The 19,756-nt window shown below is 60.1% G+C and carries 10 protein-coding genes; 7 read left to right on the top strand and 3 right to left on the bottom strand.

What is annotated here, in order from left to right:
• The first annotated feature begins 6 nt into the window (after positions 1–6).
• Positions 7–1,947 (top strand): cyclic di-GMP receptor LapD, encoded by a 1,941-nt coding sequence (lapD, locus tag CKW19_RS17465; protein ID WP_095058964.1) that lies wholly within the window; start codon positions 7–9, stop codon positions 1,945–1,947.
• Positions 1,948–2,082: 135 nt separating this feature from the next.
• Here the strand turns inward: lapD and CKW19_RS17460 are convergent, their stop codons facing one another.
• A complete protein-coding gene (locus tag CKW19_RS17460; protein ID WP_095058963.1) occupies positions 2,083–9,252 on the bottom strand; it encodes a retention module-containing protein in 7,170 nt (2,389 codons plus the stop codon).
• A gap of 591 nt (positions 9,253–9,843) precedes the next feature.
• Between CKW19_RS17460 and CKW19_RS17455 the strand changes: the two genes are divergently transcribed.
• From CKW19_RS17455 to CKW19_RS17445, 3 genes are all read left to right on the top strand, one after another.
• The gene (locus CKW19_RS17455; RefSeq protein WP_095058962.1) at positions 9,844–11,202 is read left to right on the top strand and encodes a TolC family outer membrane protein; all 1,359 of its coding nucleotides are present in this window, start codon (positions 9,844–9,846) and stop codon (positions 11,200–11,202) included.
• A gap of 138 nt (positions 11,203–11,340) precedes the next feature.
• Positions 11,341–13,500 (top strand): type I secretion system permease/ATPase, encoded by a 2,160-nt coding sequence (locus CKW19_RS17450; protein WP_095058961.1) that lies wholly within the window; start codon positions 11,341–11,343, stop codon positions 13,498–13,500.
• 9 nt (positions 13,501–13,509) lie between these two features.
• Positions 13,510–14,877, top strand: a complete 1,368-nt coding sequence (locus CKW19_RS17445) for an HlyD family type I secretion periplasmic adaptor subunit (RefSeq protein WP_095058960.1) — start codon at positions 13,510–13,512, stop codon at positions 14,875–14,877.
• A gap of 56 nt (positions 14,878–14,933) precedes the next feature.
• Here the strand turns inward: CKW19_RS17445 and CKW19_RS17440 are convergent, their stop codons facing one another.
• Together CKW19_RS17440 and CKW19_RS17435 are read right to left on the bottom strand one after the other, a co-directional pair.
• Positions 14,934–15,527 (bottom strand): tRNA-uridine aminocarboxypropyltransferase, encoded by a 594-nt coding sequence (locus tag CKW19_RS17440; protein ID WP_095058959.1) that lies wholly within the window; start codon positions 15,525–15,527, stop codon positions 14,934–14,936.
• A gap of 5 nt (positions 15,528–15,532) precedes the next feature.
• Positions 15,533–16,426: a LysR family transcriptional regulator gene (locus CKW19_RS17435; RefSeq protein WP_053156392.1), complete on the bottom strand. Its 894-nt coding sequence runs from the start codon at positions 16,424–16,426 to the stop codon at positions 15,533–15,535.
• Between the two features lie 336 nt (positions 16,427–16,762).
• On the opposite strand from CKW19_RS17435, the gene speB reads away from it, so the two are divergent.
• Genes speB through CKW19_RS17420 form a run of 3 tightly spaced genes read left to right on the top strand, consistent with a single transcriptional unit; the run spans position 16,763 to position 19,711 of the window.
• Positions 16,763–17,713 (top strand): agmatinase, encoded by a 951-nt coding sequence (speB, locus tag CKW19_RS17430; RefSeq protein WP_047532133.1) that lies wholly within the window; start codon positions 16,763–16,765, stop codon positions 17,711–17,713.
• Between the two features lie 9 nt (positions 17,714–17,722).
• Entirely contained in the window at positions 17,723–18,145 is a 423-nt protein-coding gene (locus CKW19_RS17425; RefSeq protein ID WP_095058958.1) for a nuclear transport factor 2 family protein, read from the top strand.
• 54 nt (positions 18,146–18,199) lie between these two features.
• On the top strand, positions 18,200–19,711 hold the full coding sequence (locus CKW19_RS17420; protein WP_095058957.1) for a cytosine permease: 1,512 nt from the start codon (positions 18,200–18,202) through the stop codon (positions 19,709–19,711).
• Positions 19,712–19,756 lie beyond the last annotated feature (45 nt).

Raw genomic sequence — 19,756 nt, 5'->3', positions numbered from 1 at the left:
CATTTCATGACATTGCGCAAACAGTTGTTTCTGGCCATCTGCCTGTTCTTGCTGGTGGCGTTCAGCGGCAGTTTTTTCGTTAGCCTGGAAAGCTCGCGCGAGCAGACGCTCAGCCAATTGCGCGCCCATGCCCAGGATGCAGCCACTGCCCTGGGATTGTCCCTGACGACGCAAATCGATGACCCGGCGATGGTGGAGCTGATGGTCAGTTCCATTTTTGACAGCGGTTACTTCAGTACCATCCGCATCGTTGACATCAAGGATGACCAGACGATGCTGGAACGCAGCACCTCCACGAAAATCGACGGTGTGCCGCGCTGGTTCGTCCGCTTGGTCCATCTGCGCCCCGAAGGTGGCGATGCGCTGATCATGCGCGGCTGGGAGCAAGTGGCGCGGGTCGAAGTGCTGAGTAATCCGCAGTTTGCCCTGGCCAAGCTCTGGGACAGCACCCTTGGCAGCCTGATTTGGTTGCTGCTGTGCGGCCTGCTCAGCGCCGTGTTTGGCGCATGGTTGCTGCGGCGACAGCTTCGGCCACTCGACAATATGGTCCGGCAGGCCGAAGCCATCAGCAAACGCGAATTCCTCAGCCTGCCGAAACTGCCGCGCACACCGGAACTGAAACGGGTCGTGCTGGCCATGAACCAGATGGTCGAAAAGCTCAAGGCCCTGTTCGCCGAAGAGGCGGCGCGCAGTGAAAAACTTCAGGCTGAAGCGTATCTGGATAACCTGACCGGGCTGGCCAACCGCCGCTTGCTGGACGAACAACTGGCCGATCATCTGCGGGTCGGCGAACAAAGCCGCGACGGACACTTGTTGATGTTGCAGATCAACAACCTGGCCGGCCTCAATCAACGCCTGGGCGGTCAGCGTACCGATGCATTGATCGGCACCGTCGCTGAGTTGCTCACTCGCCTGACCCAGTTACCGGAACGACGGACCTGGCTGGCAGCACGCAATCGCGGCGGTGAATTCAGCCTGCTGACTCCCGGCCTGAACAACGAAGAGGCTGCACGCCTGGCCACGGAAGTCAGCGCGACCCTGGAAAACCTGCGCTTGACCGGTTCCAGCGACTGCACGCCTGTTGCTCATTTGGGCATCGTCACCTACCGACCCGGCGAGCCGGCGAGTGATGTATGGCTGCGGCTTGATCAGGCATTGACCGAAGCACGGCAGCACCCCGAACGCCCATGGATACATCTGAGTCACCACGACACGACCGTCAATCACACTCAACACGACTGGCGGACCTGGATCGACGAGGCGCTGAACGAGGGCAAATTGAAGTTGTATTTCCAGCCGGTCGTGCAATGCGCTGACACCAGCCTGGTACTGCATCACAAAGTGCTGGCACGGTTGCTCGATCCACAAGGCGAGGCGATTGCCGCCGGGCATTTTTTGCCGTGGATCGAACGGTTCGGATGGTCGGCAAGGTTCGACATGGCGATGCTGGAAGCCACGCTGGATTACCTGGTGGTTAATCGCTGGCCTTTGGCATTGAGCCTGTCCGGGAGCACCTTGAGTGATCAGACACAGTTGAGGGAAATCCTCGATCTGCTCGACTCCCTTCCCGAACTCGCACCGCTGCTGACCCTGGAAATCGACGAGCGCCAGCTACCGTCTCCCGAGGAGCTGCATCGTTTGAACATCAGCCTGCTCAACACCGGTTATCGCATCGGCCTACAGCACTTTGGTGGGCGCTTCAGCCAGATCGGCAACCTCACCCAGTTGGGGTTGGCCTATCTGAAAATCGACGGCGCCTATATCCGCAGCATCGATGAGCAACCGGATAAACGCCTGTTCATCGACGCCATTTTTCGCGCGACCAACAGCATTGATTTGCCGCTGATTGCGGAAATGGTCGAGACGCGTGGGGAGTTGGCGGTGATCAAGGAGTTGGGCGTGTTCGGTGCCATGGGACGATTGATCGGGCCACCGGAGCCGATGTAAGCCCGAGGAACTGGGCCTTGAGATGAGCTGAATCCATAAAGAAACGAGCCTGCGCGCGATAGCGGTTTCACATTCAACATCCACGTTGAATGATCCACGCCATCGCGAGCAGGCTCGCTCCTCCAGGTCCTCAGGTCACACGGTATCCACCTTCAAGGTATGGTCGTTGAGCATGCCGTTGATGATGGTCGCCGTGTCTGCCCCCCCTACCAGTCCTCCGGCCCCCGGTGTTACGCCGTAGTGGTCGGCAAGGTCCACGCCCGCCAGGTCGATGGTCTGGTTCGGTATCGCACCGGCCGTGGCACTGACGTTGATGCTGGTGAGGAGTGAAGCACCGCTGCCGGTGACGGTGAAGTGCAAGTAGTCGTCGAGCGACGCCGTGGTGCTGTTTTCACCTTGCAGCAGTTGCGACAGGTCGAGCTTGTCGGTGCCGGGGGTAAAGTCGGTGATGAGGTCGTGACCGCTATTGCCGTTGAGCCATTGGAAGGTGTCGGTGCCTGCGCCCCCGGAAAGGGTGTTGTTGCCCATACCGCCTATCAAGAGGTCGTCGCCGCCCTCGCCTTTGAGCACGTCGTTACCCAGGCCTCCGGTGATGACGTTGCTGTTGTTATCGCCGGTCAGGTTGTCGTTGAAGTTCGAACCGATGAGGTTTTCGATGCTGGTCAGGGTATCCGTCCCGGCGCCAAACGTGTTTTGCCCGACAAGGGTGCCCAGATTAACGGTGACCCCGGCCGTGGCGTGGGCGTAGCTCGCGGTATCGATGCCGGTGCCGCCGTCGAGCACATCAGCGCCTGGACCGCTGTAGAGCAAGTCATCGCCTGCGCCGCCATGCATTTCGTTGTTGCCTGAGCCTGCGGTGAGCACGTCGTTGCCGTCGCCAGCATTGAGGAGGTTGTTGCCGTCGCCGGCAACCAGCACGTCGTCGCCTGTTGTACCGGTGAGGGTGTGACCGGCCTGGTAGCTGATGGTCACGTTGCCCGTGCCGCTGCCGCCGTGGTTATCGTTGGCGGTGTAGGTGCCATCGAAGTCCGGGATGACCTCATGCGATCCGTTGTAGCTGAGCGTCATGGTGAGGTTATAGTCCTCCGCCCGATCTCGAGTGTTTTGGCTACCGGAGGAGTTCGTGATGTTGGTCACGCGGATCTGATACGTGCCGTCAACGCCAGCAATGATGTCACCGCCATCGTTGATAGCTGTGAACGCGCCGTCGTTGAGCGAGTACTCCATTTTAATTCGACCAGCCGCCAAATCATGATTCAGGTTAAGGGTCTCACCCTGATTCAGTTTGACGGTAATCAGGTCTACATCGTTGGCATTGTCGTTGGTCACCGCCCCAAGATAGCCGCTGATCACCAGTAAAGCCGTCATGGTCCCGGTTTTAGTGAGAAACGAGCTGCGTACGTTGGCCAGGCTCTGATTGGCGACGATATCGTTCTCGCCGTCGAAATTGATCGCACCGGAGCCGGTGAGCTTCCAACCCGTCTTGAATGTGGTTGGCGTAGCGCTGAGCGCATCGCCGTTCGCGTCGATGTCATTGCCTAGTAGCAGTTCGCCCGGCACCACGATGTTTTCCGAGAACACGTTGGTGATGATGTGATCAGCTCCCGCCACCGGCGCCGTATTCGGAATGACCTTGACCGTCAGCGTCGAGCTGGCCAGGTCGCCGTCGTTGTCGCTGACGGTGAAACCGATGTTCTCGGTGACCACCACGGTGGTGATTTTCTGCGACGTATAGATGTAGTCGCCGGTGTCGAGGTTGACCACCAAGATGCCGTTTTTGCTGGTGGCGATGCTCAGGGTGTTATTCGCGGTGTTGAAGGTGGCAGCGTTGGTGCCGCCGCTTGGGGTCAGCGAACCCTGGCCGCCGAGTGCTTTTGGATCATAGGTGTAAGTGGTGCCGTCCACGACGATGGACTTGATGAAACCGCCATCGGCGCCGAATGTGCCACCCACGCCCAGCAGGGAACCGGTAACCGGCGCACCCTGCACGGTGCCGGTGAGCACCGAGTCGAGCTGGTTGAGATCGGTGACCACCACCGCGTTGGTGTTGGTATTGCTGATGCCGTCGTAGGACAAAGGATCGAGGTTGGCATTGCTCACACCGCTGCCAAGGCCGATCGCGTAGTTCTTGATGTCGTTGGCCTCGAAGAACGCTTTCAACGAGGCCTCATCTGCGGTGCCAATTTCCTGGCCATCGGTAGGTTTACCGTCCGAGAAGAAATAGCCGATATTCTGCGCCCCGGTGAGTTTGCCCGTGGTGACGAACGCGGTTTTCAACATGGCTACGGCGGCGTCGTAGTTGGTGGTGCCGCCCGATGTGAGGCTGGCAAGCAAGGACTTGGCCGTCGCTATATCAACCCATACGCCCGAGCTGTCGTTGGCGCCGCTGCTGAAGGTGACCAGGTGCACCTTGACGTCGCCAAGGGCATCGTACTTGTCCAGCAAGGCACTGATCGCATTCTTGGCCAATGCCAGTCGCGTCAGACCCGGTACGCCGGAGGCATCGCCCATACTGCCCGAGACGTCGAGCACGATCAGCAGGTTCGAATCGATTTCCATCGCCGACACCGAACGCTCCGACGCCACCGCTTTGGGTATGTCATCGACAACACTGATGACGATGGTGCTGGTGGTGCTGTTACCCAGCGCATCGGTGGCTTTGTAGGTGAAGGTCTCGTTCGGGGTAAGGGTGGTCACTCCGTCGTTGATATTCGGCGTGGTTTTTGGCGCCGAGGTCAGGGTGTAGGTGTAAGTGCCATCGGCGTGGATTTCGATCTGTCCGTACAAACCGGTGGCGTTGCCGACCAGGCTGTAGGTGAGCGCACCGTTGCCACCGGAGACCGAACCGACCAACGTGCCGGTGGCGGTTTCGCCGGTGTGCGTCGGGTCGCTGCCGGTGACCGTACCAGGGGCCAGATCCAGGCCGCCCTGGCTCAGGTCGAGGGCTTTTTCGTAGACCGTTACATCCCGATCCACACTGGCGATGAGGTTGCCGTCGGCAACGCTGATGGTGATGGTCGTGGTGCTTTCGTCGCCATCGCTGTCGCGGATGGTGTAGGTGAACGTGTCAGTGGCACCCGCCGGGCCCACCGTGTTCGGGTTGCTGTGATAGATCGCGTTGCCCGCCGCATCCAGCGTCAGGTAGCCGTAGTTGCCGATGATGTTGCTGTTGAGGCCGCCGATGGCTGAAGTCGCGATGTTGCTGCCAGCGCGTACGCCGACCACCGCACCGCTTGCCGCCGCGCCATCCGCCCCGAAGACATCGTTGCCCAACACACTGATGTTGACCGTACCGCCCTCCACCACCGAGCTGGTGTCCAATTTGGCGGTCGGCAAGTCATCGATGATGTTGACGTCGAGTGTGGCATTGGCGGTGGTGCCATTGTCATCGACCACCGTGACAGCAAACTGCTCAGGCAGTGAGTTGGCGCCACTCGCATTAGGGTGCGCTTCGTTATCGACCAGGGTGTAGCTGTAACTGACAACACCGGTTGTGGCGTTGAACCCGGTGATGGTCAGCGTGCTGCCCAGCGGTGTGCCGGTAGATTGCGGGAAACCAGCCGCCACGCCGTTGGTGACGACCGCGATACCGCCCACGGTAAGGGTTTGCACGCCGTCCAGCGCGGTGATGGTGAACGTGCCGCTCTTGGTCAGCGCCGAGTTGTTCGCATCGCTGCCGTCGACGAGGTTTTTCTCGTAGACGGTGAGCTCACCACCGTTGACGTTGAGGCCATTGATGGTCACCCCATCGTCATTGTTGTGGATCTGCAGCACCAGGTTCGCAGTGCTGGTATCGCCGTCCGCATCGGTGATGGTGTAGGTGAAGGTTTCGGTGCCGTTGCCACCACCATGCAGCGCTTTGAAATCCGCATCCGTGGTCGTGAGGGTGTAGGTGTACGTACCGTTGGCGTTCAGGGCCAACGTGCCGTAAGTGCCGGTGAAGTTACCGCCAGTAATCGGGCCCGCGTTGGGGCCGGTTGGGATGCGGTCGGCGCCCTGCACATCGTTACCGAGAACATTGCCGCTCAGCGTCAGATTGGTTTCCGAGGCCGTGCCAGCGTTGGTGTCGTCCACGCCTTGCGGCAAGTCATCAATGATGTTGACGTCGAGTGTGGCATTGGCCGTGGTGCCATTGTCATCGACCACCGTGACCGCAAACTGCTCAGGCAGTGAGTTGGCGCCACTCGCATTAGGGTGCGCTTCGTTATCGACCAGGGTGTAGCTGTAACTGACAACACCGGTTGTGGCGTTGAACCCGGTGATGGTCAGCGTGCTGCCCAGCGGTGTGCCGATAGATTGCGGGAAACCAGCCGCCACGCCGTTGCTGACGACGGCGATACCGCCCACGGTGAGGGTTTGCACGCCGTCCAGCGCGGTGATGGTGAAGGTGCCGCTCTGGGTCAGTGCTGTGTTGCTCGCATCGCTGCCGTCGACGAGATTTTTCTCGTAGACGGTGAGCTCACCACCATTGACGTTGAGGCCATCGATGGTCACCCCATCGTCATTGTTGTGGATCTGCAGCACCAGGTTCGCAGTGCTGGTATCGCCGTCCGCATCAGTGATGGTGTAGGTGAAGGTTTCGGTGCCGTTGCCACCGCCATGCAGCGCTTTGAAATCCGCATCAGTGGTCGTGAGGGTGTAGGTGTACGTACCGTTGGCGTTCAGGGCCAACGTGCCGTAAGTGCCGGTGAAGTTACCGGCAGTGATCGGGCCGGCATTTTCACCAACCGGTACGCGGTCGGCGCCCTGCACATCGTTACCGAGAACATTGCCGCTCAGCGTCAGATTGGTTTCCGAGGCCGTGCCGGCGTTGGTGTCATTCACGCCTTGCGGCAAGTCATCGATGATGTTGACGTCGAGCGTGGCATTGGCCGTGGTGCCGTTGTCATCGACCACCGTGACCGCAAACTGCTCGGGCAGTGAGTTGGCGCCATCAGCATTAGGGTGCGTTTCGTTATCGACCAGGGCGTAGCTGTAGCTGACGACACCGGTTGTGGCATCGAACCCGGTGATGGTCAGTGTACTGCCCAGCGGCGTGGTGACCGATTGCGGAAAGCCTGCGCTTGCGCCGTTGGTAACCACGGCAATACCGCCCACGGTGAGGGTTTGCACACCGTCCAACGCGGTAATGGTGAACGTGCCGCTCTGGGTCAGAGCTGTGTTGTTCGCATCGCTGCCATCGCTGAGGTTTTTCTCGTAGACGCTGAGTTCACCACCGTTGACGTTGAGGCCATCGATGGTCACCCCATCGTCATTGTTGTGGATCTGCAGCACCAGGTTTGCAGTGCTGGTATCGCCGTCTGCATCGGTGATGGTGTAGGTGAAGGTTTCGGTGCCGTTGCCTCCGCCGGTCAGGGCTTTGAAGTCGGCATCCGTGGTGTCCAGGGAGTAGCTATACGTGCCGTTGGCGTTCAGTACCAACGTGCCGTAAGTACCGATGAAAACACCGGCAGTGATCGGGCCGGTATTTTCGCCAATCGATACGCGGTCAGCGCCTTGCACATCATTGGTTAATACATTGCCATTGAGGGTCAGCAGAGTTTCCGAGGCAGTGCCGGCGTTGGAGTCATTCACGCCTTGCGGCAGGTCGTCGATGATGCTGACGTCGAACGTGGCATTGGCCGTGGTGCCATTGTCATCGACCACCGTGACAGCAAACTGCTCACCCAGTGAGTTGGCGCCACCCGCATCAGGGTGCGTTTCGTTATCGACCAAGGTGTAGCTGTAACTGACGACGCCTGTCGTGGCATCGAACCCGGTGACGGTCAATATACTGCCCAACGGTGTAGCAACCGATTGTGGGAAACCAGCAGCCACGCCATCAGTAACCACGGCGATACCGCCAAAGGTCAGGGTTTGCACGCCGTCCGGCGCGGTGATGGTGAAGGTGCCGCTCTGGGTCAGTGCCGAGTTGTTCGCATCACTGCCGTCGCTGAGGTTTTTCTCGAAGACGGTGAGCTCGCCACCGTTGACGCTTAACCCACCAATCGTGATCGGGTCATCGTTGTTCTGGATCTGCAGCACCAGGTTCGCGGTGCTGGTATCGCCATCGGCGTCCGTCAGCGTATAGGTGAACGTTTCCGTGCCGTTGCCACCGCCATGCAGGGCTTTGAAATCCGCATCCGTGGTCGTGAGGGTGTAGGTGTACGTGCCGTTGGCGTTCAGTACCAACGTGCCGTAAGTACCGGTAAACGTGCCGGGGGTGATCGGGCCGGAATTCTCTCCAACAGCAATTCGGTCGGCGCCTTGCACGTCGTTGGTCAACACGTTGCCGTTGAGGGTCAGCTGGGTTTCCGAGGCAGTGCCATTGCCATCGTTAACCGCATTGGGCACGTCATCGGTGATGTTGATGTCCAGGGAACCGGTGACGCTGTCCCCGTTGCTGTCGCCAGCCACCACGGTGAATTGTTCACCGACGCTATTGGCGCCCTCACCGCTCGCATGGGTTTCGCTGCCGTTGAGGGTATAGCTGTAACTGACCACGCCCGTGGCGGGGTTGTATCCGGTGATTGTCAGGGTGCTGCCCAGCAGCGTGGTGATCGACTGCGGGAAGCCGGAGGCCACACCACCGCTGACCACGTTGATCCCGCCGACACTCAGACTGCTCAAGCCATCGGGTGCCGAAACAGTGAACGTGCCGTTTTGCGTCAACGCACCGGCGTTCCCGGCGGAACCGTCGGCCAGATTGGCTTCGTTGACAGTCAACTCGCCGCCCGTCACCGATAGACCATCGAGGGTGACCGGATTATTAGGTGGCACGATCACTGGCGCATCGGCAGGCACAACTTCTTCCGGAGCAGCGTTCAGACGCTCTTCGGGGAATTCCGGAATACCGTTGAAACCGGCAGTGGGGAAACCGATGATGGGATCAACCCGTCCACCCACTTCTTCGAGCATGACAAAACTGTGACCGCCACCCGGCGCACCACCCGTTGCAGTTGTCGTCGTTGGACCGGCAGCGGTGGCTTCAGCGGTTTGGGTCGGGTCGTCGCCGGCCGCAATTGCTTTTTGCAGCTGTTCGACATCGCTCAGCTGTGACTGGCTCGGCGTCGCTGCTTCAGCGGTTTCGACATGGGGGATCTGGTTCTCGAGCATCTGACTCGTCAGTTGCTGACTGCTGTCGCGCCCGAGCGTCAGCTCCTGGCCATTTTGCAGACGGACCGACACCGCGCCTTCCGCGCCCGTGGACAATTGTTCTCCGGCAAACAAACGATCGCCCTCGACCACAGCGCGGCGCGTGCCGTCGCTCGACTGCACGAAAACTTGACCGATAACCTGACTGACGGTGCCGATTTGCGTAGCCATGTGTACTTCCTCCGCTGCCAACCGCTGTCGGCACCTTGGTTTGAGCGAAGAACGTGCTTGTGGCTCGAGCGGGTAGCCTGCCGGATTGTCTGCCGGGTGCCAGTTACATGACGTACGTCATAGCCCCGGCGACAATCTCGACCTGCCATTTCACTCACCGCAATGTTTTCGGTTCGGGAAAAATCCTATGCAATCAATGGCATCGCATCCCTGTTCCGCAACAACTTGCCTGTGAGTGATGCGTAACGATCTTGAAACAACAGAGTGACAAAAAACCGTCGCCATAAAATCGTTCGCTCCCCTCCCTTCCTGCACTTCCCTGCCCTATGTCGATAAGTGGATTGGAACTTTTTAAAAGTCCTCGACGAGCGCCCTACAGCTCGTAATTCAAGGGCTTCCGGTGTGAACAATGTGCTGGATTTGGCGAGGTGCATAAGTTTTTTTTGGAATAACCGCTATGAAAAAAATTTCTTAGCTAAACTCGAAAATGTTCTTAGCTCTGTTGTTACAAGCATGAAACGGTTTTGCCTATAAATGTCGTCAAATAATTGGCGACTAATAAGTACCATCAGGATTCAGGGAGATGCACCCATGCGCCAACTAACCCCCCTCTGCAGTGCGATTCTTCTGGCGATGGCCTGCTCATCCCAAGCTCATGCGATGTCGCTGACCGATGCGATCCAGAGCACCATCGCGACCCACCCGGAACTGGCATCGAGGGTAGACAGCCGACTGTCGGCCGATGAAGACGTGAAAGTCGCCAAAGGGGGCTTTTACCCATCTGTTGATCTAAATGCTGCGTACGGGCGCGGATACAGCGACAACACCAGTACCCGGGCATTTGGCGATCACCACACCGAAATCCTCAACTACACCCAGTCGGAGCTGCGCCTGCGGCAAATGCTCTTCGACGGGTTCAACACCTCTAATGAAGTCGAGCGCACCAAAGGCGTGGTCAACTCCCGAGCCTATTACGCTCAGGGCACCGCCCAGGATCTGGCGCTGCGCACCACCGAGGTTTACCTCGAAGTACTCAAGCGCCGTGAACTGGTGACCCTGGCCAAGAACAACCTGCAAGCGCACTTGCGGGTCAACGACCAGATCGGCCTGCGCACCCAGCGCGGCATCGGCAGTACCGCCGACGCCGACCAGTCCACTGCCCGCCGGGCACTGGCGGAAAACAACCTCGACACCGCTGAAGTCGATCTGGCCGATGCCGAGTCGAACTTCTACGCCGTTGTAGGGCGCTTGCCCGATGAGCTGGAAACCCCGCCATCGATCCGTGGCGAATTACCCGCTGGCCTGTCGGATGCCCAGCAAAGCATGGTGGAAAACAACCCTTACCTGAAATCCGCCCAGGCCGACGTGCAATCGGCCGAGAGTCAGTACGAAGTCGCCAAGTCGCCGTTCTACCCACGCTTCGATGCCGAGGCTGCGGTGGGTGCGAACAACAACATTCAGGGCGATGAAGGCCATGACAACGAATGGCGTGTCGGCGTGGTGATGAACTACAACCTGTTCCGTGGTGGCAGCGACAAGGCTCGCCTGGCCTCCGACGCGCACAAGATCAATCAGGCGATGGACATCCGTAACAACGCCCTGCGCCAGCTCAACGAAAACATTCACCTGGCCTGGAACGCCATGGTCAATGCCAAGAAACAAACCCCGACCGCCCGCGAATACGCCGACACCAGTAAGCGCGTACGCATGGCTTACCAGGATCAGTTCGGCCTCGGCCAACGCACCTTGCTCGACTTGCTCGACAGTGAAAACGAGCTCTACAACGCCAACCGTCGCTACACAGAAGTGCGCTACACCGAGGAGTTCTCGATGTACCGCGTGCTGGCGAACATGGGTCAGTTGCTCAGCAAACAGCACGTAGTGTTGCCTGCCGACGCCGTTGCCCAGACCGAAGTGAAGAGCGAAGCCCGTTTGCCTGAACTGAAGTAACTTGTAGGCGCTGCCGAAGGCTGCGATCTTTTGATCTTGTCTATTCACAAGATCGATCGACCGCGGCCCGAGCCTTCGATAGCTCCTGCAGTTCTGCGTGTCGATGCCAATTGTTGTAGTGCAACCGGAGCGATCAATTTGACCAGCATGGAACCCGGCAATACTGGTGTCGATCCGCGCCTGAGTTTCGATGACCCGCTTTTGGACGGTCTGTTGATCCTCTGCAAACTCCACGGTGCGACGGTCAGTCGTGCCAGCCTCAGTGCCGGGTTGCCAATGGCACACCAACGCCTGAGCCTGGACCTGCTGCCGCGCGCTGCGGCCCGCGCCGGTTTACAGGCACGCTTGCTGCGCCGCGACCTCAAAGACATCTCCCCGCTCAACCTGCCCGTGATGCTGTTGCTCAACAATGGCCGCACGGCCGTCCTGCGTCGTTATGCTGAGGACGGTCGGGTGCTTATTCTGCCCAGCGAAGCTGACGGCGGAGAACAATGGATCAGCCCTGAAGAGCTGGAGGAACATTACGCCGGACAGGCCTTGTTTGCCCGTCCTCGGCATGAACTTGAAGACCTGCGTTCGCCACTGGTACCGCGGGTGCAAGCCTGGTTTCGCGACACCCTGAAACTGTCGAAATGGCTATACAGCGACGCAATTCTGGCGAGTTTCCTGATCAACCTGCTGGGCTTGATGGTGCCGCTGTTCGTGATGCAGACCTACGACCGCGTGGTGCCGAACCAGGCCACCTCGACCCTGTGGGTGCTGTCGATCGGCCTGCTGATCGGCACCGGTTTCGAACTGGTGTTGCGGGTAGTGCGGGCGCACTTGCTCGATACCGCCGGCAAGAAAACCGACGTCATCCTGTCCGCGACGCTGTTCGAACGCATCACCGGCATGTCGATGAAAGCACGGCCGGCGACCATCGGCGGATTTGCCCAAAGCATTCATGACTTCCAGGGCCTGCGTGAGTTTCTCACCGCCGTGACACTGACCAGCCTGATCGACCTGCCCTTCGCCTTGCTGATGCTGGTGGTGATCGGTCTGCTCGGCGGTTGGCTGGTGGTGATTCCGGTGCTGGCGTTTCCCATCACCATTATCTTCGCCATGGTGATTCAGGTACGGCTGCGCGACACCGTGCAAAAAAGCCTGAGCCTGGGCGCCGAGCGCCAGGCCTTGCTGATAGAAACCCTCAGCGGCCTGGAAACCCTCAAGGCCTGCAGCGCCGAAAGCGAGCGCCAGCACCGATGGGAAAGCACCCACGGCGCCCTCACCCGCCTCGACAGCCATGCGCGCAATCTCTCTGCCATGGCCACCAACGGCACGCTGTTCATCCAGCAGGTCTCCGGCATGGCAACCATCATTGCCGGGGTCTACAGCATCATCGCCGGCAACCTCAGCGTGGGCGCACTGGTGGCGACCTACATGCTGGGCAGTCGGGTGCTCGCGCCACTGGGGCAGATCGCCGGCCTGATCACTCGCTACCAACAAGCGCAACTGACCATGAAAAGCACTGACGCGCTGATGGGCCTGCCTCAGGAGCGCGATGCCCGGCAACGGCCACTTGAGCGCACCCAACTGAAAGGGGGGCTGGATGTCGTGGGCGTAACCTTCCACTACAACGGCCAAAGCGCCCCGGCGCTGAACAATGTCAGTTTCAGCGTCAAACCCGGTGAACGCATCGGCATCATCGGCCGCAGCGGTTCGGGCAAAAGCACCCTGGCGCGTCTGGTGATGGGTTTCTACGAACCGGCAGAAGGCCAACTGCTGCTCGATGGCCTGGACCTGCGGCAACTGGACGTCGCCGACCTGCGCCATCAAATCGGTTACGTCGCCCACGACCTGCCACTGCTGGCCGGCAGCCTGCGTGACAACCTGACCCTCGGCGCGCGCTATATCAGCGACGCCCGCATGCTGGAAGTGGCGGAACTCACCGGTGTCACCGAACTGGCCCGCCAGCATCCCCAAGGTTTCGACCGGCCTGTGGGCGAACGTGGGCAACTGTTGTCCGGCGGTCAACGCCAGGCCGTGTTGCTTGCTCGGGCATTGCTGCTCGACCCGCCGATCATGCTGCTCGACGAACCCACCAGCGCCATGGACAACACCAGTGAAGACATTCTTCGGCAAAAACTCCATAGCCTGGTCCAGGGTAAAACCGTTTTGTTGGTGACTCACCGCACATCAATGCTCAGCCTGGTGGATCGGCTGGTCGTCCTGGACAACGGGCGGATCGTCGCTGACGGTCCGAAAGAAGCGGTCATCGATGCACTGCGCAAGGGCCGCGTCGGCTCTGCGGCTGCCTAGGAGTCGCCCATGTCTGCTGATCAGCCTGTACCGTCGAACGATCGCGGCTACTTCGACAGTTTCAACAAAAGCGCCGAAACAGAGTTCATGCCGGAAACCGCCGGCGCCGCACTGCAAGACTCGCCGCGCTGGTCGCGGATCACCGTATGGCTCGCGGCCGGGTTGGTTGTCAGCGCCGTGCTCTGGGCTAAATTCGCCGTGCTCCAGGAAGTGACCATGGGCGAAGGCAAGGCGATCCCGTCGAGCAAAGTCCAGGTCATCCAGAACCTTGAAGGCGGGATCGTCAGCGAAATATTCGTGCGCGAAGGGCAAATGGTGAACAAGGGCGACACCCTGCTGCGCCTGGATGACACGCGCTACCTGTCGAACAAGGGTGAAAGCGAAGTCGATCGTTATGCCCTGACCGCACAGGTCGAACGCTTGTCAGCGGAAGCCGAAGGCCGGCCGTTCCTGCTGTCGGCAGAAGTGATCGCCAAGGCCCCGCAAGTGGCCGAAGACGAGCGCTCGCTGTACGAACAACGGCAACGCCGACTGGCCAGTGAGCAGCGCACCTTGAGCGAACAACTGCGGCAGAAAACCCAGGAACTCGCGGAGTTCCGTTCCAAGGCAGGGCAATACAGTTCAAGCCTGGCGCTGGTCAATCAAGAGATGAACATGTCCGAACCACTGGTCAAGACCGGTGCCGTTTCACCCGTGGAAATCCTGCGACTCAAGCGCAGCGCCGTGGAGATTCGCGGTTCGCTGAACGCGACCACCCTGGCCATCCCCCGTGCGGAGTCGGCGATTGCCGAGATCCGCAGCAAGATCGACGAGTCGGAACAAACCTTCCGCTCGGAAGCGGCCAAGGAGCTGAACGAGAAACGCACCGATCTGTCGAAAATCACGGCCACGAGCATCGCCATCGACGACCGCGTGACCCGCACCACGGTGACCTCACCGGTCAAGGGCATTATCAAACTGCTGAAGGTCAATACCATCGGCGGTGTGGTCCAGCCGGGCAGCGACATGGTGGAAATCGTGCCACTGGAAGACAACTTGCTGATCGAGGCCAAAGTGCGGCCACAGGACGTGGCATTCCTGCACCCGGGCCAGAAAGCCATGGTCAAGTTCAGTGCCTACGATTACACGATCTACGGCGGCTTGAGCGCCAAACTGGAGCTGATCGGCGCCGATACCATCACCGATGACAAGGGCAACAGCTTCTACCTGATCCAGGTGCGCACCGATAAAAACCACTTGGGCGGGGACGTGAAACCGCTGCTGATCATTCCGGGGATGGTGGCGACGGTAGACATTATTACCGGGGAGAAAACGGTGCTCGACTACTTGCTCAAACCGGTGCTGAAGGCGCGGACTGAGGCGATGCGGGAAAGGTAGGCCTGAGTTGCAGGGCTGTTGTGGCGAGGGAGCTTGCTCCCGCTCCACAAAGAACTTCATTGCTTGTGATTCTTGCGGTAAACCTCCTCCCCCATCGCCGCAATCTGCCCCTCGATCAACGCCTCGAACGGTTTCAACAACGGTGCAAACGTGGTCGGTGCTTCGAGGGCTTCCAACGCCTGCACAATCGCCTCCACCGTCGACAACGCCCCTGGTCCCGGTGCCTTGCGCAGCCGATAACGGGACACCCCCCCTTCCGCCAGCGTCACCCTCGGCAACGCCGCCAACAGCGGATTGAGGTGCAGCATCTTGCGCGCCTTGCGCCAAGTGCCGTCGGGGACCACCAGCAGCAACGGCTCTTCACTGTCAGCGTAAGCCTGCATCGGTTGAGCGTCCTCGCCCGGAAACAGCAACCGTGCCCGATACCCCGGCTGATTCAACAGCGCCGACAAATCCTCGAACACCTCCCCCACGATCAACTCGGCACGATTCAAACCCAGCGCGGCCAGACGTGCCGTGTTCAAGGCATGATTGACTTCACTCGGATGCTGCAACAGCAGCACCCGGGTGCGGCTGTCGAGGCTCGGAATCAACGGGCACAGGCAGTGGGTTTGCGGACGCAGGCAGCGCGGGCATTGGATTCTGGACATCGTTTTCAGGCCTGATTCAGTTGAGCTTTAAGCAAATCGCGGAAGGTCTGGATCAGCGGCTCCCGGCTACGCCCCCGGCGCACGATCATCGAAAATGGCGCCTGATAGCCGAACGTCGCCGGCAACAGCACGCGCAAATCACCCTTGTCGGCCCAGGCCTGGGCGTAGTGCTCCGGCAAGTAACCGATATAGGCGCCGGACAGCACCAGAATCAACTGGGCCTCCATGCTTTCCACCGTCGCAGCACTGTGCTTGAAGCCGTGGCGCGCCAGTTCGGCCTGACTCCAGTAGCCGCGACCGACCATGCGCTGCTGAGTGATGACCTGCTCGGGAATGCGCCGCTCGTTAAACAGCGGATGCCGCGTGCTGCAATACAGCCAATGCTGCTCGCGATAGAGCGGCATGTACACCAGTCCGCTCATGCGGGTGGAGAACGCACCGATGGCCAGGTCGAGTCGGTTGTCCTGCACGCCCAGCTGCAATTCGTATGGGCTCATCACCGACAGGTGCAGGTGCACGGCCGGGTGTTCCTGGCTGTAGGCGCCGATGGCTTCGGCGAACGGCAAGGCTTTATCGCTGACGGTCGAGTCGATCACGCCGAGGTTCAACGTCCCGCGCAACTCGCCCTTGAGGGCGGCGGCGTACTGCTCGAAGCCTTCGAGTTCACCCAGCAGACGCAGGGTCTCCTGATGGAACAGCTCACCCTTGCTGGTCAGGCTGAAACCGCCACGCCCACGATGGCAGAGCACCAGGCCGAGGGCCGATTCGAGCTGGCTCATGTAGGTGCTGATCGCCGATGTCGAGAGGTTGAGCTCATGCTGGGCATTGGCGAACCCCTGATGGCGTACCACGCTGACGAAGATGCGCAATAGTTTGAGGTCGGGTAAAGCGTTGGCCATGGGGGGGGCTCCTGCTCTTGTGGCGAGGGAGCTTGCTCCCGCTCGGCTGCGCAGCAGTCGTAAACCTGCTCATGAGGTTTGTCTGCCGCACTGGGGTGAATGGTTTGGGGCTGCTTCGCACCCCAGCGGGAGCAAGCTCCCTCGCCACAGGATTCTGCGGAGCACCTTAAGTCTATCGCTGTCCCAGCTATTAGTTTAGAAAAATCTGAACTAAGTATTTGCCCGTAGCGATTCTTCCCAGCCACTACATTTCGCAAAATCCGCACAAATCGGTGCCCGTACCTTCCGTGAACGGCGCAAACCAATAAATAAAACAACGACGATGAGGCCCTACCCGTGGACAAGATTCTTCACCAACCACTGGGCGGCAACGAAATGCCGCGCTTCGGCGGCATCGCCACCATGATGCGACTCCCCCACTTGAACACCGCTGCCGGTCTGGACGCAGCCTTCGTAGGCGTGCCACTGGACATCGGTACTTCGCTGCGCCCCGGCACCCGTTTCGGACCTCGCGAAATCCGCGCCGAGTCGGTGATGATCCGCCCGTACAACATGGCCACCGGCGCTGCCCCGTTTGACTCGCTGTCGGTTGCCGACATCGGCGACATCGCTATCAACACCTTCAACTTACTGGATGCCGTACGGATCATCGAAGAATCCTACGACAACATCCTCGAACACGACGTGATCCCGCTGACCCTCGGCGGCGACCACACCATCACCCTGCCCATCCTGCGTGCCATCCATAAAAAGCACGGCAAGGTCGGCCTGGTGCACATCGACGCTCACGCCGATGTGAACGATCACATGTTCGGCGAGAAAATCGCCCACGGCACCACCTTCCGCCGCGCCGTCGAAGAAGGCCTGCTGGATCCGGACCGTGTCGTGCAGATCGGCCTGCGCGCCCAGGGTTACACCGCCGACGACTTCAACTGGAGCCGCAACCAGGGTTTCCGTGTGGTTCAGGCCGAAGAGTGCTGGCACAAATCCCTGGCGCCACTGATGGCTGAAGTCCGCGAGAAAGTCGGCGGCGGCCCGGTGTACCTGAGCTTCGACATCGACGGCATCGACCCGGCCTGGGCGCCTGGCACCGGCACCCCGGAAATCGGTGGGCTGACGACCATTCAGGCCATTGAGATCGTTCGTGGCTGCCAGGGCCTCGACCTGGTCGGTTGCGATCTGGTAGAAGTCTCGCCCGCTTATGACACCACCGGCAACACCTCGCTGCTGGCCGCCAACCTGCTGTACGAAATGCTCTGCGTACTGCCAGGCGTAGTCCACCGCTGAGGAAGGGTCATGACCGAACGTGATCAGGTTTTGAAAGCCGCCGCCGATCTGGTGTCGGCGTTTTCCCGTAACGATCGCGAAGCCTACTTCGGCGCGTTCAGCGCCGATGCCAGCTTCGTCTTCTACACCCTCGAACAGCCCCTGCTGTCGCGCGACGCCTATCAGGCGATGTGGGACGGCTGGCGTTCCGAGGATGGCTTCGAGGTGCTTTCGTGCACCTCAAGCAACGCTTTCGTCAGCCTCCAGGGTGACGTGGCGATTTTCATCCATGACGTGGCCACCGAGCTGCGCATGCAAGGGGAGCAGCACTTTAGCCAGGAGCGCGAGACGATTGTTTTCAAGAAACAAGCGTCTGGCCAAGAACAACAAGGCCTATGGCTGGCCTGCCACGAACATTTGTCCGCCATGCCGGAAGGGCTGCCACCCCCTTAGCCAAACAGGTGACGCTCACACACGATGAGCGCGCCTTTATGATCGGAGCAGATCATGAATAACAACAACAAAGAAAAAAGCCTTAGCCGCATTGAAACAAACGGGGTCGAACAGATCCCGGACCATGAGCGTACCGCCCGTCCCAGCGATTTGTTTCGCCTGATCTTCGGCGGCGCCAACACCTTTGCCACCGCCGTGCTCGGCAGTTTCCCGGTGCTGTTCGGCCTTTCATTCCAGGCTGGGGTCTGGGCGATTGTGCTGGGCGTGGTGCTCGGTGCGCTGATCCTGGCGCCGATGGGCCTGTTCGGGCCGATCAACGGCACCAACAACGCCGTGTCTTCCGGCGCACACTTCGGTGTGCACGGGCGTATCGTCGGTTCCTTCCTGTCGCTGTTGACCGCCATCGCGTTCTTCTCGCTCTCCGTCTGGAGTTCGGGAGATGCGTTGGTAGGCGGCGCCAAACGCCTGATCGATCTGCCGGAAACCGATCTGACCCTGGGCCTGGCCTACGGTTTGTTCGCGCTGCTGGTGCTGACCGTCTGCATCTATGGCTTCCGCTTCATGTTGTGGGTCAACCGCATCGCGGTGTGGGCGGCGAGCCTGCTGTTCCTGCTGGGTGTTTTCGCTTTCGCCCCTGCATTCGACAGCCAGTACGCCGGCACCGTCGCCATGGGCCAGGCGGGTTTCTGGGCTGCGTTTATCGGCGCCGCGCTGGTGGCCATGAGCAACCCGATTTCCTTCGGTGCATTCCTCGGCGACTGGTCGCGTTACATCCCGCGGGAAACGCCGAAAGGCCGGATCATGGTGTCGGTGATCGCTGCGCAATTGGCCACGCTGATCCCGTTCCTGTTCGGCCTGGTCACCGCCACCATCGTAGCGGTCAAGGCACCGGACTACATCGCAGCGAACAACTACGTCGGCGGTCTGCTGGCAGTTTCGCCGAGCTGGTTCTTCCTGCCGGTGTGCCTGATTGCAGTGATCGGCGGCATGTCCACCGGCACCACTTCGCTGTACGGCACCGGATTGGACATGTCCAGCGTGTTCCCACGGGTGCTGTCGCGAGTCAAAGCCACGCTGCTGATCGGCGTGATGTCGATTGCCTTCATCTTCATCGGACGCTTCGCGGCCAACCTGGTGCAGAGCGTGTCGACCTTCGCCGTGCTGATCATCACCTGCACCACCCCATGGATGGTGATCATGATCATCGGCCTGCTCGTGCGTCGCGGCTTCTACTGCCCGGATGACTTGCAAGTGTTCACCCGTGGCGAAAAAGGTGGCCGCTACTGGTTCACCCACGGCTGGAACTGGCGCGGCCTGGGTGCCTGGATCCCGAGCGCGGCCGTCGGCCTGTGCTTCGTGAATCTGCCGGGGCAGTTCGTCGGTCCGCTGGGCGAAATGGCCGGTGGTATCGACATCAGCCTGCCGGTGACCCTGGGCCTGGCCTCGCTGGTGTACCTGGCGCTGCTGAGTCTGTTCCCGGAATCGAGCGCGGTGTTTGGCCCGAATGACCCACGCAGCAAGAGCACGGATTCGCTCGCTAAACCGGCGATGCACCAAGCCGCCTGATTTTTTGAAGACAGGGCCATGAGGTGACCTCTGTGGCGAGGGAGC

Origin of the sequence: Pseudomonas sp. Irchel s3f7 (assembly GCF_900187615.1) — a bacterium.
Taxonomy (GTDB): domain Bacteria; phylum Pseudomonadota; class Gammaproteobacteria; order Pseudomonadales; family Pseudomonadaceae; genus Aquipseudomonas.
The sequence above is the reverse complement of the archived record's forward strand: the minus strand, read 5'-3'. Positions and strand labels throughout refer to the sequence as shown.